Here is a 23,087-nt window from a genome sequence, read left to right on the forward strand (position 1 = left end):
CGCGGATCAGAACATCCACTGCACACCCAACGAATAGCCGGTCTGGCTGCCTTCGGCATGGCCCAGGCGGCCGTTCACCTCTGCGTACACCCCAAGCTGCGGGGTGATCGCCAATTGGCTGCCGACCTGTGCGCGACCAAAGCTCTTGTCCACTGAGCCCAGGCGTGCGGTACGGGCCTGGCCGTCGGCGCGGGCGGTCAGGTCGAGGTCGTCGAGGCGGCCGTCGGCCAATTCCTTGACCCAGGCGATGTCGCCGTAGGGCATCAGGCTCAGGCCATAAGGCAGGGCCACGGCACCGCGCACGCGCCAGCCGAGGCTGGCTTCCAGGGAATCGAAGGACTGTTCTTCATATTCAAGGGCGGTGCGCAGGTTCTGCTTCTCGTGGAACTTGTCGATGCGCGAGTGGCTGTAATCGAGCCCGGCAAACGGCCCGGTCTTGATCGCGCCCAGATCGAAGTCATAACCGCCGAGCACTCGGGCGTCCAGGGACAGGGCGTCGGTCTCGCCAGTCAACTGCTGGTTAAGCAGCACGGGGCCACCATTGGCCTGGATCAGCAGGTTGCGCTTGGAGTCGAAGCTGCTGTGGCCCACGCTCAGGTCGCCGGCCAGCCAGGTCGGGCCGCCATCGTTCAACAAGGCGTAGACCGCGGCTTGCCAGGTGTCGCTTTGCAGCTTGCCACGGTGTTCCAGCTTGTCGCGACCGTTGAGGTAGCTCAGGCTGGCGCCGATGTTCAGGCTGCTGCTCAGTTGATAGTCGCCCAGGGCATGCAGGCCCAGGCGCCGGGCCTCTGGGTTGGGGGCGGTGTCGAAGCCGCTGTCCGGGTTGTATTCGCCGTCCACGCCGATCTCGCCATCGAAGCTGCCGACTTCACGGCTGGCCGCTTGCAAAGTCAGCCAGCGACGGTCGTGCAGGCGCACCATGGCCTGGTGCTGGCGCTGCAGGTTGTCCTGCATATTGCGCGCAACCGCGCCGCCCGAGGTGGTCGACGCCATCAAGTCGGCATTGGTCAGCTCCAGCACCAGGCGACTGAGCAGGCGCGAATAGTCGCGCAGGCGCTGGTCGATGCGTTCCTGGCCGAAGGCGTTGGTCAGGACCGTCTTGTTGTCTTCATTGGGGTCGTGCCACGTCGAGCCGCCGGGGATTGCCGGGTTGTTGGTCTGGGTGTAGCCGTCCAGGGCGCCCAGTTCCCAGTTGGTGGCTTCGATATACAGGATCGGGATGTTCAGCGCCTCGAAGGCCTCGCCGTCACTGCAACAGCCGGTGCCGGCGGGGTATTGCGCGTCCAGTCCGGGGTTGGTGAACAGGTTGATGTTCAACTCCTTGGCGATTTGGAACGTGTGTTCGCGCAACGACGCCAGGGCCGGATTGGCGGTGCTGTTCTGGCCGGCGTGGGCGTACATCATGTCGCCGGTGATCAGGCTGTCGAGGTTGATCATGGCCAGCATATTGGCGCGTTGGCTGGCGCTCAATGAGTCGACAAACGCCCGGGAGCCGCGCAGGCCTTCCTCTTCGGCGCCGAAGCCGACGATCTGCAGGCCGTTTTCCAGTTGCAGGCCACCGAGGTTCTTCGCCACTTCGGTCAGCACGCTGGCGCCGGAGCCGTTGTCGTCCAGGCCTTGCAGGGTCGGGCGGCCGAAGTAGGTGTCGAAGTGCGCGCCAATCACCACGTATTGCGGTTTGGTACCGGCGGCGTAGGCCACCACGTTCTGCGAGGCGCGGCTGCCGCCATTCCAGGTGAAGTCCTGGCGGCTGATGTTGTAGGCGCTGCCCATCTGGCTCTGCATCCAGTCGGCGGCCCCGGCAAAGTTGGCCGTGCCGCGATAGCGGCCGGGGTAGTCGGTGATCAGCTTTTCCAGGGTGACATTGGCGTGCTCGCCGTAGTCGTAGGCATTGGATTGAGTCGACAGCAGGGCACAGGCAACGCTGACAGCGAGGGCTAGGGGCTTGATCACAAGGTCTTCCTTGAGGTGGTTGGGGGAGTGGCTCGGCGGGACCGATTGCACAATGCGCGCCTCATTCCATGGGGCGGTCGCGAATTGGCGCGTTGTTGGAAGTGGGGGTCGCCTGGCTATAAGTTGTAACGGATTTGATACCAGATATGGCAGGGGATGCCGTGAGCTGGCGCACAAATTGGGGCAGGCGGGGGAGGGAATGCTGCGAAAAGTAGCGTTTTTGTTACATGTACATCGGATGGGGCGCGGTCAAAAATGTGGGAGCGGGCTTGCTCGCGAATGCGGTGTGCCAGTCACCGATTTTGCTAGCTGACACACCGCATTCGCGAGCAAGCCCGCTCCCACAGGGGTTCTGCGTGTACTTAGGCCTTGAGGGTTTTCACGCCTTCACTGGTCCCCAGCAGCAGTACATCGGCAGGCCGCGCTGCAAACAACCCGTTGGTGACCACGCCGACGATGGCATTGATCTGGGTCTCCAGCTCCACCGGGTTGGTGATCTGCATGTTGAATACGTCGAGGATGATGTTGCCGTTATCGGTCAGCACGCCTTCGCGGTACACCGGGTCGCCGCCCAGTTTCACCAGCTCGCGGGCCACGTGGCTGCGGGCCATGGGGATCACTTCGACGGGCAGCGGGAAGTTGCCCAGCACTGGCACCAGCTTGCTGGCGTCGGCGATGCAGATAAAGGTCTTGGCCACGGCTGCGACGATCTTCTCGCGGGTCAGGGCTGCGCCGCCGCCCTTGATCAGGTTCAGGTGCTCGTCGCTTTCATCGGCGCCGTCGACGTAGAACTCCAGGTCGCTCACGGTATTGAGCTCGTACACCGGGATGCCATGGCCCTTGAGGCGCGCGGCGGTGGCTTCGGAGCTGGCCACGGCGCCGTCGAACGCGCCCTTGTGCAGGGCCAGCGCATCGATAAAGCAATTGGCGGTGGAGCCGGTGCCGACGCCGACGATGCTTTTATCGTCGAGTTTAGGAAGGATTAAATCGACGGCGGCCTGGGCCACTGCCTGTTTGAGTTGATCCTGGGTCATGCGGGCTCCGGAACGGGCGGGGAGTAAAGAGGGGCGCGAGTATAACCCAACAAAACCTCTGGATTCGTGTGGTCGTCCGGCCAAGAGGCGGGTTAGACTCCTCGGCCCTGCCCAACCCGCCCAGTGATGCTTTCCGATGCTCGAACAGTACGTCAAGAAGATCCTCACCTCGCGCGTTTACGACGTTGCCGTGGAAACCCCGTTGCAGACCGCCCGCCAGCTCTCCGAGCGCCTGGGCAATAAGGTCTGGCTTAAGCGTGAAGACTTGCAGCCGGTGTTCTCCTTCAAGATTCGCGGCGCCTACAACAAGCTGACCCAACTGAGCGCCGAAGAACGTGCCCGTGGCGTGGTCACCGCCTCGGCGGGCAACCATGCCCAGGGCCTGGCCCTGGCGGCCAAGGTGCTGGGGGTCAAGGCCACCATCGTGATGCCCAAGACCACCCCGGAGATCAAAGTCGAAGGCGTGCGTTCCCGTGGCGGCAAAGTGGTGCTGCACGGTGACTCCTTCCCGGAAGCGCTGGCGTACTCGCTGAAACTGGTCGACGAAAAAGGCTACGTCTATATTCACCCCTACGATGATCCACACACCATTGCCGGGCAGGGCACCGTGGCGATGGAAATCCTGCGCCAGCACCCAGGGCCGCTGGATGCGATTTTCGTCCCAGTGGGCGGCGGCGGCCTGATTGCCGGCATCGCGGCGTACGTGAAGTACCTGCGCCCGGAGATCAAGATCATCGGTGTCGAGCCGGACGACTCCAACTGCCTGCAAGCCGCCATGGCCGCGGGCGAACGCGTGGTACTGCCGGCCGTGGGGATCTTTGCCGATGGCGTGGCGGTGGCGCAGATCGGCCAGCACACCTTCGATATCTGCAAGGACTATGTGGATGAAGTGATCACCGTCAGCACCGATGAAATCTGCGCGGCGATCAAGGATATCTACGACGACACCCGCTCCATCACCGAGCCTGCAGGGGCATTGGGCGTGGCCGGGATCAAGAAGTATGTGGAGACCCGTGGCGTCAGCGGCCAGACCTTTGTCGCCATTGATTCCGGGGCCAACGTCAACTTCGACCGCCTGCGCCATGTGGCCGAGCGCGCCGAGCTGGGCGAAGGTCGCGAGGCGATCATTGCCGTGACCATCCCCGAGCGCCCGGGCAGCTTCAAGGCCTTCTGCGAGGCCGTGGGCAAGCGCCAGATCACCGAATTCAACTACCGCTACCACTCCGGCAGTGAAGCGCACATTTTTGTCGGGGTGCAGACCCACCCGGAAACCGACCCGCGCAGCGCGCTGATTGCCAGCCTGAGCGAGCAGGGTTTCCCGGTGCTGGACCTGACCGAGAACGAACTGGCCAAGCTGCACATCCGCCATATGGTCGGCGGGCATGCGGCGCATGTCAGCAATGAAGTGGTGTTTCGCTTCGAGTTCCCGGAGCGTCCGGGGGCCTTGTTCAACTTTCTGAATAAATTAGGCGGGCGCTGGAACATTTCGATGTTCCACTATCGCAACCACGGTGCGGCCGATGGCCGCGTGGTGGCTGGGCTGCAAGTGCCGGCCAACGAGCGCCACCTGGTGCCAGCGGCATTGGAAGCGATTGGCTACCCGTATTGGGATGAAAGTGACAACCCGGCCTATCAGCTGTTCCTCGGTTGAGCGACTACGCTGACTGGGCGGCCTTTAAGGAATCGAGAGCATGGAATATCTGACGACCCTCAAGACGATCCACATGGTGGCAACAGTGCTGCTGTTGGCCAGTGGCCTGGCGCTGGCCGTACTGAGCTGGCGCAAGCGCGCCGCCGGCCCGGCGGTTACGTTGCACCGGCCATGGCTGTTTGTCTGGTTGTTGATGGGCGTAAGCCTGGTGAGCATGCCGTTTACCGGCTGGTGGCTGGTGCACCTGATCGGCTGGCCATTGGGGCAGACATGGATCCTGGGCTCCAGCGTGATCTACACCGTGGCGGCGCTGGCCTGGTTCTGGCTGGTGGTGCGCCTCAATCGCCTGCGGCTGGGCGGTACGGGCAGTGCGAAATTCACCCTGGCCCTGGCGGTTGTCAGCCTGGTGGGGTTTGTGGCGATTGCCGGGTTGATGGGTGCCAAACCCGTTTAAGGCTTGAAACCGGGTCGCCTTCATTCGCGAGCAAGCCCGCTCCCACATTTGATCGGGTTCCACCTTTGGAATGCAGTCGAATGTGGGAGCGGGCTTGCTCGCGAAAGCTTTATCAGCCGCGCAGGCTAATCACCGGCCAGCCACGCTTCTGGGCCTCGGCCCGCAGATTCGGGTCCGGATCCACCGCCACCGGGTGGGTCACCTGCTCCAGCAGCGGCAGGTCATTCATCGAGTCGCTATAGAAATAGCTGTCTTGCAGGCTATACCCGGTCTCTTCCAGCCAACGATTCAAGCGCGTGACCTTGCCCTCGCGAAAGCACGGTACATCGGTGCTGCGCCCGGTGTAGCGGCCATCGGCCATCTCGCATTCGGTGGCGATCAGGGTTTCAACCCCCAAACGTGCGGCAATCGGCGCGGTGACAAAGCGGTTGGTGGCGGTGATGATCACCAGCGTGTCACCGGCGGCGCGGTGCTTGGCCAGCAGTTCAGCCGCCTTGGGCAGCATCAGCGGCTCGATGCAGTCGCGCATGAAGTCGCGGTGCCATTCGTCGAGCTGGGCCATCTCGGTGCTGCCGAGGATCTCCAGGCTGAAGTTCAGGTACGCGGCGTTGTCCAGCTTGCCGGCCAGGTAATCCTGGTAGAACTCGTCGTTGCGGGTCTTGTAGGCAACGGCATCGAGGATGCCGCGCTCACACAGGTAATCACCCCAGGCGTGGTCACTGTCGCCGCCCAAAAGCGTGTTGTCCAAGTCGAATAAAGCCAGGCGCATTGCGGTTACTCGCTGAAAAGTCTGTAAAAAGGCGTCCAGAATACGGTCTTTTCACAAGAGTGCACATAAGGTAAGCAGCCTCGTTGCCGCTGCAACAAGCTTTGTGGAACAATGCGGCGACATGCGTTTGCGAGGTTGTTGCCGTGATCGACCCCGATGGTTTCCGTCCAAATGTCGGGATTATTCTTACGAATGATGCCGGACAGGTGCTATGGGCTCGCCGAATCAACCAAGATGCCTGGCAGTTTCCCCAGGGTGGGATCAACCCCGATGAAACCCCTGAAGACGCCCTGTACCGTGAGTTGAACGAAGAAGTCGGCCTGGAGCGCGAAGATGTGCAAATTCTGGCCTGTACCCGAGGCTGGTTGCGCTATCGTTTGCCGCAACGCCTGGTGCGTACCCACAGCCAACCGCTGTGCATCGGCCAGAAGCAAAAGTGGTTTCTGCTGCGCCTTGTCTCCAACGAGCAGCGGGTGCGTATGGATTTGACCGGTAAACCGGAGTTCGATGGCTGGCGCTGGGTCAGTTATTGGTATCCGTTGGGCCAGGTGGTGACATTCAAGCGCGAGGTTTATCGTCGCGCTCTCAAAGAGCTTGCCCCGCGCCTTTTAGCGCGCGACTGACGACGGAGTTCGACCCCGAGCCATGCTCAATACGCTGCGCAAGATCGTCCAGGAAGTTAACTCCGCCAAGGATCTCAAGGCGGCGTTGGGGATTATTGTGTTGCGCGTCAAGGAAGCCATGGGCAGCCAGGTCTGCTCGGTTTACCTGCTGGACCCCGAGACCAACCGTTTTGTGCTGATGGCCACGGAGGGCTTGAACAAGCGCTCCATCGGCAAGGTCAGCATGGCGCCCAATGAAGGTCTGGTGGGCCTGGTGGGGACGCGTGAAGAACCCCTGAACCTTGAAAACGCGGCCGATCACCCGCGTTATCGCTACTTTGCCGAAACCGGTGAAGAGCGCTATGCCTCATTCCTCGGCGCACCGATCATCCACCACCGCCGCGTTGTCGGCGTATTGGTCATCCAGCAGAAAGAACGCCGCCAGTTCGATGAAGGTGAAGAAGCCTTCCTCGTGACCATGAGCGCGCAGTTGGCCGGGGTGATCGCCCACGCCGAAGCCACCGGCTCGATTCGCGGCCTGGGGCGCCAGGGCAAGGGGATCCAGGAAGCCAAGTTCGTCGGCGTACCGGGTTCGCCGGGCGCGGCGGTCGGTACTGCGGTGGTCATGCTGCCGCCGGCCGACCTCGATGTGGTGCCGGACAAGTCCGTCGACGACATCGACGCGGAAATCAAACTGTTCAAGACCGCCCTGGAAGGCGTGCGCGCCGATATGCGCAACCTGTCGACCAAGCTGGCCACCCAGTTGCGCCCCGAAGAACGGGCGCTGTTCGACGTGTACCAGATGATGCTCGACGACGCGTCCCTGGGTAACGAAGTCAAGACCGTGATCAAGACCGGCCAGTGGGCCCAGGGCGCGCTGCGCCAGGTGGTCACCGATCACGTCAACCGCTTTGAATTGATGGACGACGCCTACCTGCGCGAGCGCGCCTCGGATGTGCGCGACCTCGGTCGGCGCCTGCTGGCCTACCTGCAGGAAGACCGCACCACCAACCTGGTCTACCCCGACAACACCATCCTGATCAGTGAAGAACTGACCGCCACCATGCTCGGCGAAGTGCCGGAAGGCAAACTGGTGGGCCTGGTCTCGGTATTGGGTTCGGGCAACTCCCACGTGGCGATCCTGGCCCGTGCCATGGGCATCCCGACAGTGATGGGCCTGGTGGACCTGCCGTATTCCAAGGTCGACGGCATTTCGATGATCGTCGACGGGCACCGTGGCGAGGTGTTCACCAACCCCAGCGAGGTGCTGCGCAAGCAGTACGCCGAAGTTGTCGAGGAGGAGCGCCAGCTGTCCCAGGGGCTCGATGCCCTGCGCGAACTGCCCTGCGTGACCCTCGACGGCCACCGTGTACCGCTGCTGGTCAATACTGGCCTGCTGGCGGACGTGGCGCGTGCGCAACAACGTGGCGCTGAAGGGGTGGGCCTGTACCGCACCGAAGTGCCGTTCATGATCAACCAACGTTTCCCGAGCGAGAAGGAGCAGCTGGCGATTTATCGCGAGCAACTGTCCGCCTTCCATCCGTTACCGGTGACGATGCGCAGCCTGGACATCGGCGGCGACAAGTCACTGTCTTATTTCCCCATCAAGGAAGACAACCCCTTCCTTGGCTGGCGCGGTATCCGCGTTACCCTCGACCACCCCGAAATCTTCCTCGTCCAGACCCGCGCCATGCTCAAGGCCAGCGAAGGCCTGAACAACCTGCGCATTCTTCTTCCGATGATCTCCGGCACCCACGAGCTGGAAGAAGCCCTGCACCTGATCCACCGGGCCTGGGGCGAAGTGCGCGACGAAGGCGCCGACGTGCCGATGCCGCCGATTGGCGTGATGATCGAAATCCCGGCCGCGGTGTACCAGGCCAAGGAGCTGGCGCGGCAGGTGGACTTCCTGTCGGTGGGCTCCAACGACCTGACCCAATACCTGCTGGCCGTGGACCGCAACAACCCACGGGTGGCCGACCTCTACGACTACCTGCACCCGGCGGTGCTGCAAGCCTTGCAGAACGTGGTGCGCGATGCCCATGCCGAAGGCAAGCCGGTGAGTATCTGTGGGGAAATGGCCGGTGATCCGGCGGCGGCGGTGCTGTTGATGGCCATGGGCTTTGACAGCCTGTCGATGAACGCCACCAACTTGCCCAAGGTCAAGTGGATGCTGCGCCAGATCAACCTGAGCAAGGCCAAGGACCTGCTGGCGGAACTGATGACCATCGACAACCCGCAAGTTATCCACAGCTCGCTGCAGTTGGCCCTGAAAAGCCTGGGGTTGGCGCGGATGATCAATCCGACCGCGACGAAAACCCTCTAAAAAATGTGGGAGCGGGCTTGCCCGCGATTGCGGTAGGTCAGTCAACTAAGATGCCGACTGATCCAATGCTATCGCGGGCAAGCCCGCTCCCACAGTTGACCTGCGGCGCTGTTAGATCTTGAGTTCCACCTCGCCCAACCGCCCCCCATGGGGCCCAAAGCTGCGTTCGAGCATATGTCGCAGCCCATCGGCATGCACAATCAGCGCGGTACTCGCCCGCGTCCCATAACTGGGGCTGGCGATAAACACACTCGACAACAAACTCTCCGTAGCCAACCCCACCCCGGTATCCGGCAACTCGGCAAAAGGAGCGGTCTGCGGGTCGCTCAAAATTTCCAGCAAGGCATCCGGCTGCGGATCACCCAGCACTTGGCTCAGTGCCGCCTTGGCCTTGAGCAGCTTGGGCCAGGGCGTATCCAGCCCGGCGTTGGATAAACCATAGATCCCGGCCTTCAGTTGGGTGGGGGCCGATTCATTGGCGTTGTAGTGCCACAGCTCGTGCGGCGTGCCAAGCAACAGGTTGAATCCGGCATATTCAATCGATCTGCCGTTAACCTCGGTCAAGTAGTCGGCAACCGGCAGCGAACCACCGAGAAAACGCGCCACCAACTCGCCGCGGGACTTGCGCGCCGGTGGCTGGTGCGGGTCGCGGATATTGGTCAGCGCGGCAAACCGTCCATCGGCGCCCACCCCCAGCCAAGTGCCTCCCGCTTCCTGGTCGCGACCGGCATACACCTGCGGTGCATCCGGCCACTGGGCCAAGGGCAGGCTGGGCCGGGCGTAGAATTCGTCACGGTTGGCCGCGACGATCAGCGGCTGGGCATGGCCCGGCCGCCAGGCGAAAACAATCAGGCACATAAGGCGATCCTTTGTGTTTTGCTCACTCTACCCATAGAACCGCCGGCTATCCATCGTATCGAAGTTGGGCCAGATGCCTCCCATCCGTTAACATGCCAGGCTGCTTGGCGCGGGTGCGAACTTCTTCATTTGATCGAGCTGCTGTAACGCAGGCTTAATCGTCCACCGGCAAGGTCCGTGCGCAATAACGAATGATTTAACGAGGAGTCGCAATGCTGCCTTACCCGCAGATCGACCCGGTGGCCCTGGCCATCGGTCCGCTGAAAATCCACTGGTACGGGTTGATGTACCTGATCGGCATCGGCGGCGCCTGGCTGTTGGCTTCCCGACGCCTGAACCGCTTCGACCCGACCTGGACCAAGGAGAAGCTCTCCGACATGGTGTTTTGGATGTCGATGGGCGTGATCGTCGGCGGGCGCCTGGGCTATGTGCTGTTCTACGACCTGAGCGCGTACCTGGCCAACCCGACCCTGATTTTCGAGGTATGGAAGGGCGGCATGGCGTTCCACGGCGGCTTTATCGGCGTGATGCTCGCGGCCTGGTGGTTTGGCCGGCGCAACGGTAAGTCGTTCTTCCAACTGATGGATTTTGTCGCGCCGATGGTGCCGATTGGCCTGGGTGCCGGGCGGATCGGTAACTTCATCAACGCCGAGCTGTGGGGCAAGCCGACCGATGTGCCGTGGGCCATGGTGTTCCCGCCGTTCAGCGACCCGGCGCAGTTGGCGCGCCATCCGTCGCAGTTGTACCAGTTCGCCCTGGAAGGCGTGGCGCTGTTCCTGATCCTCTATATCTACTCGCGCAAACCGCGGCCGACCATGGCGGTTTCGGGGATGTTCGCCCTGTTCTACGGGATTTTCCGTTTCATCGTCGAGTTCGTGCGGGTGCCGGATGCGCAGTTGGGCTACCTGGCGTTCGGCTGGCTGACCATGGGTCAGGTACTGAGCATTCCGATGATTCTTGTTGGCCTGGGCCTGCTCTGGTGGGCTTACAACCGCCCACAGGCGATCAAGACCACTGCGCTATAAATTCGAACGCCGAGGCCCGAGGGCGTCGGCTTCACCGATACAGGTAATGTCATGAAGCAATATCTCGAGCTGGTTTCCCACGTCATCAACAACGGCACCAAGCAGGCCAACCGCACTGGCGTGAACACCATCAGCTTCCCCGGTGCGATGTTGCGCTTTGACCTGCAGGAAGGCTTCCCGGCCATCACCACCCGCAAAATGGCCTTCAAATCGGCGATTGGCGAGATGTGCGGCTTTTTGCGTGGGGTGAATAACGCCGCCGAATTCCGCGCCCTGGGCTGCAAGGTCTGGGACCAGAACGCCAACGAAAACGCGCAGTGGCTGGCCAACCCGTTCCGCCAGGGCGAGGACGACCTGGGCGAGATCTACGGCGTGCAATGGCGCAAATGGCCGGCGTACAAGCAGATCCCGCTAAGCAACCAGGCCGCTATCGAGCAGACCCTGGCCCAGGGCTATCGCCAGATCGCCGAAGGCGAGGAAGACGGCCAGGCCTACGTGGTGCTGTACAAGGCCATCGACCAGATCCGCCAGTGTGTCGACACCATCATCAAGGACCCGGGCAGCCGGCGCATCCTGTTCCACGGCTGGAACTGCGCCCAGCTCGATGAAATGGCCTTGCCGCCGTGCCACCTGCTGTACCAGTTCCACCCGAATGTCGAGACCAAGGAAATCTCCCTGACCCTCTACATCCGTTCCAACGACCTGGGCCTGGGCACGCCGTTCAACCTCACCGAAGGCGCCGCGCTGCTGAGCCTGATCGGGCGCCTGACCGGCTACACGCCGCGCTGGTTCACCTATTTCATCGGTGATGCGCACGTCTACGAGAACCACCTGGACATGCTCAGCGAACAGCTCAAGCGCGAGCCATTTGCCGCGCCGAAGCTGGTGATCAGCGAGCGCGTGCCGGAGTTTGCCAAGACCGGGGTGTACCAGCCGGAGTGGCTGGAGCTGATCGAGCCTGGCGACTTCTCGCTGGAAGGCTATGAGCACCATGCGCCGATGACGGCGCCGATGGCGGTTTGATCTAAACGCGGTCAAAAAATGTGGGAGCGGGCTTGCTCGCGATAGCGGGGTATCAGTCGACATCTTAATCGACTGGCCCACCGCTATCGCGAGCAAGCCCGCTCCCACATTTAGTTGGTGTTCACATGAGTTAGTGGCCGTGGCTTCTGCCCACATGTGAGTGCTCCGCCTCACTGGCCGCCACACTCCCACTGACCTCCAGCCGCTGCAAAATCCCACACTGGTCGATCTCCGGCCCTTCGCCACAGCGCTGGCGCAGGTCGAGTAGTTGTGTCTGCAAGGCCAGCAACCCGTCAATCCGCGCCTTGACGTGATGGATATGCTCGTCGATCAGTGCATTCACGCTCTCGCACTGGTCCTGGGGGCTGTCACGCAGGCCGAGCAGGCTGCGGATTTCCTCCAGGGTCATGTCCAGGCTGCGGCAGTTGCGGATAAAGGTCAGGCGCTCGGTGTGCGCCTGGGTGTACAGCCGGTAGTTGCCCTCACTGCGCGCCGGTGGTGGCAGCAGGCCTTCTTTCTCGTAATAACGGATGGTTTCCACCGGGCAGTCGGTCAGTTTTGCCAGTTCGCCGATCTTCATCGCAGCAATCTCCAAAAGGGTGCTTGACCCTATAGTGGCTACAGGGTCTTTACTTGGCAACAGGCACCTTCATGGACGCGACACAATGAGCGATTCCCTGCGCACCCCGCACAAGCACGACCACAGCCACGATCATGATCACGACCATGATCACAGCCATCACGACCACGGCCATGATCATAGCCATCATGATCACGCGCAAAAGCTTGCGCCTGTGAAAAAGCATGATCACGGTGGCGGCTCCTGCTGTTCCGGCGCCGCAGCCCCGTCGCTGGTGACGTTGACGCAAGCAACCAGCGCCAACGCGCGCCTGAGTACCTTCCGCATTGAGGCCATGGACTGCCCCACTGAGCAGACGCTGATCCAGAACAAACTGGGCAAGATGGCCGGTGTGCAGCAACTGGAATTCAACCTGATCAACCGTATCCTCGGCGTGACCCACGACCTGCCGAGCACCGCGCCGATCGTCGAGGCCATCAAGTCCCTGGGCATGCAGGCCGATCCGATCGAAGAGGGCGTGCCGGCCGCCGCACCACCGGCCAAGAAGCACTGGTGGCCGCTGGCCCTGTCTGGTTTTTGCGCCCTGGCAGCAGAGGTGATCCATTTCACTGACGCGGCCCCGACCTGGGTGGTGGCGCTGGTGGCGCTGGTGTCGATCCTCAGTGGCGGCCTTACCACCTACAAAAAGGGCTGGATTGCCCTGAAAAACCTCAACCTGAACATCAACGCGCTGATGAGCATCGCCGTGACCGGTGCGATCCTGATCGGCCAGTGGCCGGAAGCGGCGATGGTGATGTTCCTGTTTACCGTGGCCGAGTTGATCGAGGCCAAGTCCCTGGACCGTGCGCGCAATGCCATCAGTGGCTTGATGCAGATGACCCCGGAGCGGGCCACGGTGCGCCAGGCTGACGGTAGCTGGGTCGAACAAGAGGTCAAGACCATTGAACTGGGCGCTGTTGTGCGGGTACGTCCCGGCGAGCGCATTGGTCTGGACGGCGAAGTCACTGCCGGCCAGTCCACCATCGACCAGGCGCCGATCACCGGCGAGAGCCTGCCGATCGAGAAGACCGTGGGCGATAAAGTCTTCGCCGGCACCATCAACCAGGCCGGTTCCCTGGAATACCGGGTGACCGCTGCCGCCAACAACTCGACGCTGGCGCGCATCATCCATGCAGTGGAACAGGCCCAGGGTTCGCGGGCGCCGACCCAGCGCTTTGTCGACAGCTTCTCGAAAATCTACACCCCGGCGGTGTTCCTGTTTGCCCTCGGCGTGGCCGTGATCCCGCCGCTGTTCATGGGCGCGGTGTGGTTTGACTGGATCTACCGCGCCCTGGTGCTGTTGGTGGTCGCGTGCCCTTGTGCCCTGGTGATTTCCACCCCGGTGACCATCGTCAGCGGCCTGGCTGCCGCTGCGCGCAAAGGCATCCTGATCAAGGGCGGCGTGTACCTGGAGGCCGGCTACAAGCTCGACTACCTGGCCCTGGACAAGACCGGCACCATCACCCACGGCAAGCCGGTGCAGACCGACTACCTGGCGTTGTTCCCCAACTTGGAGGACCGCGCGCCGGCCTTGGCCGCCAGCCTGGCCGCGCGATCCGACCACCCGGTGTCGCTGGCGATCGCCAATGCCGCTGTGGATAAAAAACTCCCGCTACAGGCTGTGGATAACTTCGAAGCCCTGGCCGGGCGCGGGGTGCGCGGCGAGATCAATGGCCAGGTCTATCACCTGGGCAACCATCGCCTGGTGGAAGAACTGGGCCTGTGCTCGCCGGCCCTCGAAGAGAAACTCTTCGCCCTGGAAAAACAAGGCAAGTCGGTGGTGCTGCTGCTCGACACATCCGGCCCATTGGCGCTGTTCGCCGTGGCCGATACGGTCAAGGACAGCAGCCGCGAAGCCATCCAGCAGTTGCACGAGCTGGGCATCAAGACCCTGATGCTCACCGGCGACAACACCCACACCGCCCAGGCAATTGCTGCCCAGGTGGGCATCGACCAGGCCCAGGGCGACCTGCTGCCCACCGACAAGCTCAAGGCTATCGAGGACCTGTACGGGAAAAACCACCGGGTCGGCATGGTCGGCGACGGCATCAACGACGCCCCGGCCCTGGCCCGCGCCGAGATTGGCTTTGCCATGGCTGCAGCGGGCACCGACACGGCCATCGAGACCGCCGACGTGGCACTGATGGACGATGATTTGCGCAAGATTCCGGCATTCATACGCTTGTCGCGACAAACGTCGAGTATCCTCAAGCAGAACATTGCCCTGGCGCTGGTGATCAAGGCGATCTTCCTGGCGGTCACCTTCATGGGCATGGCAACTATGTGGATGGCGGTGTTCGCCGACATGGGCGTGAGCCTGCTGGTGGTGTTCAATGGTCTGCGCCTGCTGCGCAAATAGTCGATGAGAGGGTGGTGTGCTGAGTGCCGAGTTGAAGGCGTTTTACATGGTTGCCCGCCTGGGCAGTATTACCCAGGCGGCGAAAAAACTCGGCCTGAGCCAACCCACGGTGACCACCCAGATCCGCCATCTGGAAAGCCAGTACGCAGTTGAGCTGTTCTACCGCGGTGGCCGCCGCCTCACCGTCAGCGACGAAGGCGCGCGGTTGATGCCGATGGTCAAGGCGCTGTTGCAACAGGAAGCGGATATCGAGTTTTTCCTGCGCAACAGTGGCCAGGTCCAGGGCACGTTGCGGATCGCCGCGACCGCGCCCTATTACATCCTCGACCTGGTGAAAACCTTTCGTGAGCGCTTGCCCCACGTGGAAGTGGCGGTGGAAATCGGCAATTCCCAGCAGGTCCTCGAAGCCCTGGATGATTACCGGGTGGACGTCGCCGCCTCCTCGCAACTGCTGGACGACCCGCGCCTGATCCGCCGGGTGCTGGGCACCGATCCACTGGTACTGGCGGTGCATCGCAATCACCCGTTGGCCGTGCTGGAGCATGTGCCGCTCAGTGCGCTGGCGGGGCATACCCTGTTGATGCGCGAGGCAGGGTCCACCACCCGGCGCCTGACTGAAGAGATGCTCAAGGGCGCTGGCGTGAGTTATGGGCCGCTGCTGGAAATCGGCAGCCGCGAATCGATTCGCGAGGCGGTGCTGCGCAACATCGGCATCAGTATCATCGCCCGCCAGGAAGTGCCCCATGACCCGCAACTGCGGGTGCTGACCATCGAGAATGCGCCGCAGATTCCCGAGTACCTGTACTGCCTTAAAGAGCGCAAAGGTGCCCGGTTGCCGGCGGCGTTTCTGGGGTTGGCGCAGGAAATGTCGCCACTCTGAAAGATTTTTGATGGTTTTGAAATCGCCGTCGCAGGCAAGCCAGCTCCCACATTTTGATCTGTGAATACATTCAAATGTGGGAGCTGGCTTGCCTGCGATAGCGGTAGACCAAACACCCCAAGGCTATACCTCTACCCAAATCCACCAATACCACTATCACCCGCTTTTGCCTTCCTGCCACACCAGGGACGCATTTGCTGCCTAGCATGGCCTTCATCAGTTTGATGAGGTGCCACCATGAACACAGCCCAGCTCAACCCCGGCGCGCCGATGAAGGTGCGTGGTATCCAGAAGCGCTTTGGCGCCTTTACTGCCCTGGACCATGTGTCCCTGGACGTCGCCGCCGGTGAACTTGTGTGCCTGCTCGGTCCCTCGGGCTGCGGCAAGACCACCTTGCTGCGCTGCATCGCCGGCCTGGAGCGCCAGGACAGCGGCGAGTTGTACCTGGGTGATCGCGATGTTTCCCTACTGGCACCCCAGGCGCGGGACTACGGCATTCTGTTCCAGTCCTACGCGCTGTTTCCCAACCTCAGCGTCGAGGCCAACATCGGCTACGGCCTGACCGGCAGCGGTCGCGATGAAGTGCGCAAGCGCGTGGCGCAGATGCTGGAACTGGTGGGCCTGACCGGCAGCGAAAAAAAATACCCCGGCCAACTGTCCGGCGGCCAGCAACAGCGCGTCGCCCTGGCCCGTGCCCTGGCGCCGGCCCCGTCGTTGTTGCTGCTGGACGAACCGATGTCGGCCCTCGATGCCCGGGTGCGCGAGCACCTGTGTACCGAGCTGCGCCAACTGCAACGCCGCCTGGGCATCACCACCCTGATGGTCACGCACAATCAGGACGAGGCCATGCTGATGGCCGACCGCATCGCCGTGATGAACAACGGCAAGGTCGAGCAGTACGCCACCCCGCAAGAAATCTACGACCGCCCGGCCACGCCGTTCGTGGCCGAGTTTGTCGGCCAGGGCAACTGGCTGCCGTTCAGCCGCAACAGCGCCAGCCACGCCCAGGTCGGCGGGATGAACGTGCGCCTGGCCGATGACTGCGGCAAAGCCGCGTCGGGCCGCCTGTTCTGCCGGCCGGAAGCGATCAGCGTCAACCCGCCGGTACACGAAGAAAACCTGTTCCCGGCCAAGGTCCGCGAGATCACCTTCCTCGGCAACCGTTGCCGCATGAGCTTTGAACTGGACCAGTTGCCCGGCCATTCGCTGCTGGCCGAACTGGCGCCGGAAGCCATGCCGCGCCTGGGCGCCCAGGACATCTGGGTGGCACTGCCACCGCGCAGCCTGCAGGTGTTTGCCTGAGATGGCCGTTGATATGAGCCTGCCGGTACCCGGCCGCGTGGCCCGTCAGGCTTCCCGTGCGCAAATCGGCGACCGCATCTTTGTGCTGGGCGGCAAGCTGCTGTTGCTGTGCCTGTTGGGCGTCGCCGTGCTGCTGCCGCTGCTGGCGATCTTCTGGCGCGGTTTCAGCGCCGAAGACGGCCAGGGCGGCGGCCTGGTGGCCGCGCGCGAGTTGCTGACCAGCGCCAACTTCCATTGGCTGCTGGGCAATAGCCTGAAGGTTTCCCTGAGCGTCGCAATCATTGTCGTACCCCTGGCCTACCTGTTTGCCTACGCCCTGCAACGCACGCTGATCCCCGGCAAGACCCTCTGGCGCGGCCTGTCGTTGCTGCCGCTGATGGCGCCGTCGATGTTGCCGGGCATCGCCCTGGTGTACCTGTTCGGCAACCAGGGCATGTTGCGCGGTTTGCTGTCAGACAACATCTACGGCTTCTGGGGGATTGTCCTCGGTGAAGTGATCTACACCTTTCCCCACGCGCTGATGATCCTGCTGTCGGCGTTGTCCCTGGCGGACGCGCGGCTGTTCGATGCCGCCTCAAGCATGGGCGCCAGCCCGGCCCGGGCGTTTCGCAGCATCACCTGGCCGGCGACACGCCAGGCGGTGTTCGCCGCGTTCTGCCTGGTGTTCACCCTGACCATCACCGACTTCGGCGTGCCGGTGGTGGTGGGCGGCGACTATCAAGTGCTGGCGCTGGAAGCCTACAAGGCCGTGGTCGGCCAGCAGCAATTCGGTCGTGGTGCCCTGATCGGCATGGTGCTGCTGTTGCCGGCGCTGCTCAGTTTTGCGGTGGATACCTGGCTGCGCCGGCGCCACGGCGACTCCATGAGCGGCCGCGCCCAGGTGTTCCAGCCGGCGCCATCGCGCCTGCGTGATGGCTGTTACCTGGCGATTGTGCTGCTGATCTGCGCGGTGCTGCTGTTGGTGTTCGGCATGGCGGTGTACTCGTCGCTGGTGAAGTTCTGGCCGTACAACCTGTCGCTGTCGCTCAACCACTACCAGTTCAATGACACCGCCGGCGGCGGCTGGCTGGCCTATCGCAACAGCCTGACCATGGCGATCTGCACCGCACTGATCGGCAGCGTACTGATCTTCACCGGCGCTTATCTGATGGAAAAGACCAAGGGGCAAAAAGGCCTCAACCTGGCGCTGCGCATGCTCAGCTTTGTGCCGATGGCGGTGCCGGGCCTGGTGCTGGGCCTGGGCTACGTGTTCTTTTTCAACCTCAACGGCAACCCGCTGCATGTGCTCTACGGGACCATGACGCTGCTGGTGGTGTGCACCATTGCTCACTATTTGACCACCGCGCAAATGACCGCCACCACGGCCCTGCGCCAACTCGACGCCGAGTTCGAAGCCGCCGCGCTGTCGCTCAAGGCGCCGCTGTACCGCCACTTTTTGCGGGTCACCGTGCCGATCTGCCTGCCGGCGCTGTTGGACATCCTGCGCTACCTGTTTGTCTCGGCGATGACCACCGTATCGGCCGCGATTTTTCTCTACAGCCCCGACACCATCCTCGCCGCAGTGGCCGTGCTGAACATGGACGACGCCGGCAACGTAGGCGGCGCGGCGGCCATGTCGACCCTGATTCTGTTCACCTCAGCCAGCGTCTCGCTGCTGCTGGCGTGGGCCTCACGCGGTTTGTTGCGCCGCTCCCAGGCCTGGCGCCAAACCGCGCCCGGTCAATAACTCTGCCCCCACAAGGAAACGCACCATGTTCAAGCCCCTGGCCCTCGCCGCTGCTGTGCTCACCGCGTTCAGCCTGAATGCCTTTGCTGCCAAGACCGAGTTGACCGTGTACACGGCCCTTGAAGCCGAGCAGTTGAAGACCTACAAGAAAGCCTTCGAGGCGGCCAACCCGGACGTCGAGATCAAGTGGGTGCGCGACTCCACCGGCATCATCACCGCCAAGCTGCTGGCAGAAAAAGCCCGCCCGCAAGCCGATGCGGTGTGGGGCCTGGCGGCTTCCAGCCTGGCGATCCTCGATCAGCAAGGCATGCTGCAAAGCTATGCGCCAAAGGATCTGGACAAGATTGGCAAGAACTACCGAGACGCCGCCAACCCACCGGCCTGGGTCGGCATGGACGTGTGGGCCGCGACGATCTGCTTCAACACCGTCGAAGCCGAGAAACAGGGCCTGAGCAAACCCATCAGCTGGCAGGACCTGACCAAGCCTGAGTACAAGGGCAAGATCGTCATGCCTAACCCGGCGTCGTCCGGCACCGGTTTTCTCGACGTCAGCGCCTGGTTGCAGACTTTCGGTGAGAAGCAGGGCTGGCAGTACATGGATGATCTGCACCAGAACATCGGCCAGTATGTGCACTCCGGTTCCAAGCCGTGCAAGCTGGCGGCTTCGGGTGAGTTCCCGATCGGCATTTCCTTCGAATACCCGGCGGTACAGTTGAAACGCCAGGGCGCGCCGCTGGACATCGTCTTGCCCAAGGAAGGCCTGGGCTGGGATATCGAAGCCACTGCGGTGATCAAGGGCACGGCCCACCCGGAAGCAGCGCAGAAACTCGCCGACTTCTCCGCCAGCCCCGCAGCGATGGAGCTGTACAAGGAAAACTTCGCGGTGCTGGCCCAGCCGGGCATTGCCAAGCCGCAGACCGAATTGCCGGCGGACTATGAGCAGCGCCTGATCAAAAACGACTTTGCCTGGGCCTCGAAGAACCGTGACAACATCCTGGCTGAATGGCGCAAGCGCTATGACGGCAAATCGGAGAAAGTGGCAGGTCAATAATATTCGTTGGGGCTGATGGCCTTATCGCCGGCAAGCCAGCTCCCACATTTGAAGGTGTTCACAATTCACCCTGTAGGAGCTGGCTTGCCGGCGATAGCGGTTTGCAATTCGCTACATCACTTAATTCTGGGGAGAGGCCTAATGAAAGCTGAGCAGGTAGTCGCCGAGGTCTTTGCTCTGTATGAACAGCATGGCGCTGCCGATTATATCGGCGAGCCGGTGTCGCAGATCGAGCATATGTCCCAGGCCGCGCAACTGGCCATGGCCGAAGGCTTCGACGATGAAGTGGTGCTGGCGGCGTTCTTTCACGACATCGGACATATCTGCGGCCAGGGTGGCGCGAACATGGGTGGCTACGGCGTGGTCAGCCACGAACGCCTGGGCGCCGATTACTTGCGGCGCGCCGGGTTCAGCGAGCGCCTGGCGAAACTGGTGGAGTATCACGTGCAGGCCAAGCGTTACCTGACCTTCAGCCAGCCGGACTATTACGCACGCTTGAGCGAGGCCAGCCGCCGCACCCTGGGTTATCAGGGCGGGGTGATGACGGCCGACGAGGCCCGCGCGTTCGAGCAGGACCCGCTGTGCGCGGTGAGCCTGCGCATGCGCCACTGGGATGAACAGGCCAAGGAAATGCACGTGCCGCTGCTCGACCTTGAGGTGTTGAAGGCCAAGGCCCGGCAACTGCTGGCGGCCTAGGCCTCGTCCAGGCGTTGGGCCAGGGCCTCGATCTGTTCCTGGCGCTCGGCCTGGCTCAACCTTGGGTGAGGGTTGAGCGATGACCATTGCGGATGGGCGCGCGCCTTGTGCAAGGCGTCGGGCAGTTTGCCTTCGCGCCAGCTCTTGTCCTGCGGGGTGTCGACCTTGATGCTGTGCAGCGCCGCATGCCCGCGCAGGTTCAGGGCCTTGAGCAACTGGCGCTGGCGCAGGGCCAACAGGCGCAACACGCTGTCATCCACGGTCAGTTCGCGCTGGCCCTTGATCTTGCCCAGCAGACGGCTGCCGTAGCTGCGCGCGGTTTGCAGCGCGCCGCCGGCAATCGCCCCGGCCAGGGCGGCTGCGCCCAGGGTCAGGCCGCCCACCAGCAAATCCACACCGGCACCGGCGGCGGCCCCCGCGGCAATCCCGCCGCCGACTCGCACCCCCAGTTGCTTGAGGGTTTCGGGGTTGAACAAATCATCACCCCAACGCCCGTCCAGCAACGGCAGGTCGCTGGCCGCAGCGTCTTGCGGGCGGAAGCCGTAGAGTTTGAGCAGGGCCTCGACGCAACGTTGTTCGCGCTGGCGCACGGCCTTGCGCAGATCGCTGATGGCTTGCTGTTCATCCTCGGTGACCACGCTGCGCCGGCACGCGGCGCAGTCGATCAGCAGCTCGGCGATCAGGCGCGCGGCGCTTAGCTGGCGCGCCTGGCGCTGGGCTTCCTGGTCGAGGATCAGCCGTTCCAACTGTGGCCGCGAGCTTTCCAGCAACAGGGCGAGGCTTTCATACAACCGCCGCTCGCCATCCTCGGGGGGCGCCACGCTGTCAAAGCGCACCAGCGCGTGCAGGCCCAGGCGGGCCAGGGCTTCACGCCAGTCCGGCTCGCGGTGTTCGGCGCTGCTGACAAAGTTGAGCACCGGCAGCAGCGGTTTGCCGCAACTGGCCAGCACTTGCAGCTCGTCGCGGTACTTGGCCAGCACCGGCTCCCGGGCGTCGATCACGTACAGGCCGGCGTCGGACGCCAGCAACTGACGCAAGACCTTGGCCTCCTGCTCAAAGCGCTGGCGGGCTTCGCTGCCTTCGAGGAAACGCGCCAGGCGCGCCGGGCCATCCAGGCGTTCACCGGGGCGGTCGAGGCGTTCGAGGTAGTCGAGCAGGGCGATGGCATCTTCCAGGCCTGGGGTGTCGTACAACTCCAGCAAGGCCTCGCCGTCGACCGACAAGCGCGCACCTTCGACATGCCGGGTGGTGCTGGGGCGGTGGGACACTTCGCCAAAGCCCACGTCTCGGGTCAGGGTGCGCAGCAGCGAGGTCTTGCCGACGTTGGTGTGGCCGACCACCGCCAGTTTCAGGGGTTTAGTCATGACCGGTCTCCAGCCAGGTGAGCGGCGCGCAATCGGCGAAGGGCAAGTCCAGTTGCCGCAACGCGCTGTGCCAATCGCCGAGGCGCTCGGCATCCAGCGCCTGGCCCGGTGGCGCTTGCAGCAGCCAGACGCGGGTAGCGCTGGCGCTGCGGGCCAGCTCGCCGATCAGCGCGAGGCTGCCGCGATCCGGCGAGCGGCGTGGATCGCAGGCGATCAGCAGGCGTGCCGGCGGGAAGCGGGTCAGTTGCTCCAGCAGTTTGTGGCGCGATTCGCGGCTATCGAGGATGCCGGCGTCCTTGACCGTGGCCGGCAACTTGGGCGGCCAGGGGCGCTGGTCGTCCAGTTCGATGGCCACCAGCAGGGCGCCATCGCTGTGCAGGTCGCTGGCGCCGCCGCTGACGTGGTGCAACTGCGGCGGCGCGGCATCGTTGACGCCAAGGCGTTCGCTGCTGGGCGTCAAGGCTTCGCGCAAGTGGCTGTAGCCGGGCAGGTTGAGGTCCAGGCCCAGGGCTGCGCGCCCGCGTTTCCAGCGCCATAGGCACAGTACGGCGAGGATCAGCCTTGGCAGCAAGCCATAAACCAGCAACACCCCTACCAGCCACGCAGCCCAGGCCTGGCGGGCGCTCTCGATATTCAGCGCCGAATCGCCGCTGGCGCGGATCATCTCCACGCTGGGTACGCTGAAACCGAGCAGCGCGGGCAGGCTGCCCAGGGCCTGGGTCACGCTGACAAAGGTGTCGGCGCCAAGGATGGTGGTTTCCCAGACAAACCCGTAGCGCCGGGTGGCCATCAGCGTCAGCAGGATCACCAGCGCGCTGCACAGTGCCAGCAGCCACAGGCCATTGACCAGCACACCCACCGCCCAGCGGTTGAGCTTATGGCGTTGCAGCAGCAACAACAGCGCTGGCGCCAGTTGCGCGGCCTTGGCATCGCGGGCGAGTTTTTCGCTGAGCCACAACCACAGGCGGCCGAGGCTGGCGCTGTGTTCGCCGGCAAACAGCAAGCCCAGGGCCCAGCTCAGCAGCAGGATCAGGTTCAAGCCCAGCAGGCTGCCCAGGGCCCAGAACACATTGACCGGGGCCAGGCCGTTGCCCAGGGCGGCGAAGGCCAGGCCAGCGCCGCTGACGATGGCCAGCACCATCAGCACGATCAGCGCCAGGCGTGCGCCTTGCAGCCAATGCAGCAGGGCGGCGCGCAGGCCGTCACGCTCGGCCAGCCACAGCGCGCGGTTTTGAATGCGCGTCGGCAGGTCGCCGCCGTTGCTGCGGGCCAGGCGATTGGCTTCCTGGTCTTCCAGGGGGCCGGCGTGTTCTTCACGCAGGCGCACGGTTTCCGTCAGCCAGAGTGTGTGCAGGGGGTTCAGAGCAGTCACGCGCCGTCCTGTTGTGTCAGTGAGCC

The 23,087-nt window shown here is 63.3% G+C and carries 19 protein-coding genes; 12 read left to right on the top strand and 7 right to left on the bottom strand.

The features are described 5' to 3' along the window. Window positions 1–6 precede the first annotated feature (6 nt). A complete protein-coding gene (locus HBO19_RS12160) occupies window positions 7–1,953 on the bottom strand; it encodes an autotransporter domain-containing protein (RefSeq protein WP_170057571.1) in 1,947 nt (648 codons plus the stop codon). Between the two features lie 362 nt (window positions 1,954–2,315). Next, complete coding sequence (rpiA, locus tag HBO19_RS12165; RefSeq protein WP_076963671.1) at window positions 2,316–2,987, bottom strand: ribose-5-phosphate isomerase RpiA; 672 nt, start codon at window positions 2,985–2,987, stop codon at window positions 2,316–2,318. A 136-nt stretch (window positions 2,988–3,123) separates the two neighbouring features. Between rpiA and ilvA the strand changes: the two genes are divergently transcribed. Further along, entirely contained in the window at window positions 3,124–4,638 is a 1,515-nt protein-coding gene (gene ilvA / locus HBO19_RS12170) for a threonine ammonia-lyase, biosynthetic (protein ID WP_169954967.1), read from the top strand. Between the two features lie 40 nt (window positions 4,639–4,678). Continuing rightward, the gene (locus HBO19_RS12175) at window positions 4,679–5,092 is read left to right on the top strand and encodes a DUF2269 family protein (protein WP_170042135.1); all 414 of its coding nucleotides are present in this window, start codon (window positions 4,679–4,681) and stop codon (window positions 5,090–5,092) included. A gap of 112 nt (window positions 5,093–5,204) precedes the next feature. Here the strand turns inward: HBO19_RS12175 and HBO19_RS12180 are convergent, their stop codons facing one another. Further along, window positions 5,205–5,861 (bottom strand): HAD family hydrolase, encoded by a 657-nt coding sequence (locus HBO19_RS12180; RefSeq protein ID WP_169954965.1) that lies wholly within the window; start codon window positions 5,859–5,861, stop codon window positions 5,205–5,207. A gap of 143 nt (window positions 5,862–6,004) precedes the next feature. On the opposite strand from HBO19_RS12180, the gene HBO19_RS12185 reads away from it, so the two are divergent. Together HBO19_RS12185 and ptsP are read left to right on the top strand one after the other, a co-directional pair. Further along, window positions 6,005–6,484 (top strand): RNA pyrophosphohydrolase, encoded by a 480-nt coding sequence (locus tag HBO19_RS12185; protein ID WP_032858866.1) that lies wholly within the window; start codon window positions 6,005–6,007, stop codon window positions 6,482–6,484. Window positions 6,485–6,506: 22 nt separating this feature from the next. Further along, window positions 6,507–8,786, top strand: coding sequence for a phosphoenolpyruvate--protein phosphotransferase (ptsP, locus tag HBO19_RS12190; RefSeq protein WP_169954964.1), 2,280 nt, complete (start codon window positions 6,507–6,509; stop codon window positions 8,784–8,786). 111 nt (window positions 8,787–8,897) lie between these two features. Here ptsP and HBO19_RS12195 read toward each other — a convergent pair whose 3' ends face one another. Then, the gene (locus tag HBO19_RS12195; RefSeq protein WP_170057572.1) at window positions 8,898–9,644 is read right to left on the bottom strand and encodes an NRDE family protein; all 747 of its coding nucleotides are present in this window, start codon (window positions 9,642–9,644) and stop codon (window positions 8,898–8,900) included. A 212-nt stretch (window positions 9,645–9,856) separates the two neighbouring features. On the opposite strand from HBO19_RS12195, the gene lgt reads away from it, so the two are divergent. Continuing rightward, window positions 9,857–10,669 (top strand): prolipoprotein diacylglyceryl transferase, encoded by an 813-nt coding sequence (lgt, locus tag HBO19_RS12200; protein WP_169954962.1) that lies wholly within the window; start codon window positions 9,857–9,859, stop codon window positions 10,667–10,669. Window positions 10,670–10,720: 51 nt separating this feature from the next. Further along, window positions 10,721–11,692, top strand: a complete 972-nt coding sequence (locus tag HBO19_RS12205; protein ID WP_170057573.1) for a thymidylate synthase — start codon at window positions 10,721–10,723, stop codon at window positions 11,690–11,692. A 130-nt stretch (window positions 11,693–11,822) separates the two neighbouring features. Here HBO19_RS12205 and cadR read toward each other — a convergent pair whose 3' ends face one another. After that, complete coding sequence (gene cadR / locus HBO19_RS12210; RefSeq protein WP_169954961.1) at window positions 11,823–12,272, bottom strand: Cd(II)/Pb(II)-responsive transcriptional regulator; 450 nt, start codon at window positions 12,270–12,272, stop codon at window positions 11,823–11,825. Window positions 12,273–12,357: 85 nt separating this feature from the next. On the opposite strand from cadR, the gene HBO19_RS12215 reads away from it, so the two are divergent. From HBO19_RS12215 to HBO19_RS12240, 6 genes are all read left to right on the top strand, one after another. Next, a complete protein-coding gene (locus HBO19_RS12215; RefSeq protein WP_170042138.1) occupies window positions 12,358–14,670 on the top strand; it encodes a heavy metal translocating P-type ATPase in 2,313 nt (770 codons plus the stop codon). Window positions 14,671–14,686: 16 nt separating this feature from the next. Beyond that, window positions 14,687–15,550, top strand: a complete 864-nt coding sequence (locus tag HBO19_RS12220; RefSeq protein ID WP_169954959.1) for a LysR family transcriptional regulator — start codon at window positions 14,687–14,689, stop codon at window positions 15,548–15,550. A gap of 237 nt (window positions 15,551–15,787) precedes the next feature. Continuing rightward, complete coding sequence (locus HBO19_RS12225) at window positions 15,788–16,852, top strand: putative 2-aminoethylphosphonate ABC transporter ATP-binding protein (protein ID WP_169954958.1); 1,065 nt, start codon at window positions 15,788–15,790, stop codon at window positions 16,850–16,852. Between the two features lies 1 nt (window position 16,853). Continuing rightward, entirely contained in the window at window positions 16,854–18,578 is a 1,725-nt protein-coding gene (locus tag HBO19_RS12230; protein ID WP_170057574.1) for a putative 2-aminoethylphosphonate ABC transporter permease subunit, read from the top strand. 25 nt (window positions 18,579–18,603) lie between these two features. Beyond that, window positions 18,604–19,629 (top strand): putative 2-aminoethylphosphonate ABC transporter substrate-binding protein, encoded by a 1,026-nt coding sequence (locus tag HBO19_RS12235; protein ID WP_057440401.1) that lies wholly within the window; start codon window positions 18,604–18,606, stop codon window positions 19,627–19,629. Window positions 19,630–19,770: 141 nt separating this feature from the next. Beyond that, window positions 19,771–20,325: a phosphonate degradation HD-domain oxygenase gene (locus HBO19_RS12240; RefSeq protein WP_169954955.1), complete on the top strand. Its 555-nt coding sequence runs from the start codon at window positions 19,771–19,773 to the stop codon at window positions 20,323–20,325. On the opposite strand, the gene HBO19_RS12245 is transcribed toward HBO19_RS12240, so the two are convergent. Both HBO19_RS12245 and HBO19_RS12250 read right to left on the bottom strand, forming a co-directional pair. Then, window positions 20,322–21,689: a DUF3482 domain-containing protein gene (locus HBO19_RS12245; RefSeq protein ID WP_169954954.1), complete on the bottom strand. Its 1,368-nt coding sequence runs from the start codon at window positions 21,687–21,689 to the stop codon at window positions 20,322–20,324. The two genes, HBO19_RS12240 and HBO19_RS12245, sit on opposite strands and share 4 nt — an antisense overlap. Next, complete coding sequence (locus tag HBO19_RS12250; RefSeq protein WP_170057575.1) at window positions 21,682–23,061, bottom strand: DUF2868 domain-containing protein; 1,380 nt, start codon at window positions 23,059–23,061, stop codon at window positions 21,682–21,684. The genes HBO19_RS12245 and HBO19_RS12250 overlap by 8 nt, the downstream gene beginning before the upstream one ends. Window positions 23,062–23,087 lie beyond the last annotated feature (26 nt).

This window comes from Pseudomonas sp. WS 5021 (assembly GCF_012985535.1).
GTDB lineage: Bacteria > Pseudomonadota > Gammaproteobacteria > Pseudomonadales > Pseudomonadaceae > Aquipseudomonas.

Excerpts from the sequence above, each read along its gene's own strand:
- ptsP (WP_169954964.1), top strand. The coding sequence starts at position 6,507 with ATGCTCAATACGCTGCGCAAGATCGTCCAGGAAGTTAACTCCGCCAAG.
- HBO19_RS12180 (WP_169954965.1), bottom strand. The coding sequence starts at position 5,861 with ATGCGCCTGGCTTTATTCGACTTGGACAACACGCTTTTGGGCGGCGAC.
- HBO19_RS12195 (WP_170057572.1), bottom strand. The coding sequence starts at position 9,644 with ATGTGCCTGATTGTTTTCGCCTGGCGGCCGGGCCATGCCCAGCCGCTG.
- HBO19_RS12175 (WP_170042135.1), top strand. The coding sequence starts at position 4,679 with ATGGAATATCTGACGACCCTCAAGACGATCCACATGGTGGCAACAGTG.
- HBO19_RS12215 (WP_170042138.1), top strand. The coding sequence starts at position 12,358 with ATGAGCGATTCCCTGCGCACCCCGCACAAGCACGACCACAGCCACGAT.
- HBO19_RS12240 (WP_169954955.1), top strand. The coding sequence starts at position 19,771 with ATGAAAGCTGAGCAGGTAGTCGCCGAGGTCTTTGCTCTGTATGAACAG.
- lgt (WP_169954962.1), top strand. The coding sequence starts at position 9,857 with ATGCTGCCTTACCCGCAGATCGACCCGGTGGCCCTGGCCATCGGTCCG.
- ilvA (WP_169954967.1), top strand. The coding sequence starts at position 3,124 with ATGCTCGAACAGTACGTCAAGAAGATCCTCACCTCGCGCGTTTACGAC.
- HBO19_RS12225 (WP_169954958.1), top strand. The coding sequence starts at position 15,788 with ATGAACACAGCCCAGCTCAACCCCGGCGCGCCGATGAAGGTGCGTGGT.
- HBO19_RS12230 (WP_170057574.1), top strand. The coding sequence starts at position 16,854 with ATGGCCGTTGATATGAGCCTGCCGGTACCCGGCCGCGTGGCCCGTCAG.
- HBO19_RS12205 (WP_170057573.1), top strand. The coding sequence starts at position 10,721 with ATGAAGCAATATCTCGAGCTGGTTTCCCACGTCATCAACAACGGCACC.
- HBO19_RS12235 (WP_057440401.1), top strand. The coding sequence starts at position 18,604 with ATGTTCAAGCCCCTGGCCCTCGCCGCTGCTGTGCTCACCGCGTTCAGC.
- rpiA (WP_076963671.1), bottom strand. The coding sequence starts at position 2,987 with ATGACCCAGGATCAACTCAAACAGGCAGTGGCCCAGGCCGCCGTCGAT.
- HBO19_RS12245 (WP_169954954.1), bottom strand. The coding sequence starts at position 21,689 with ATGACTAAACCCCTGAAACTGGCGGTGGTCGGCCACACCAACGTCGGC.
- cadR (WP_169954961.1), bottom strand. The coding sequence starts at position 12,272 with ATGAAGATCGGCGAACTGGCAAAACTGACCGACTGCCCGGTGGAAACC.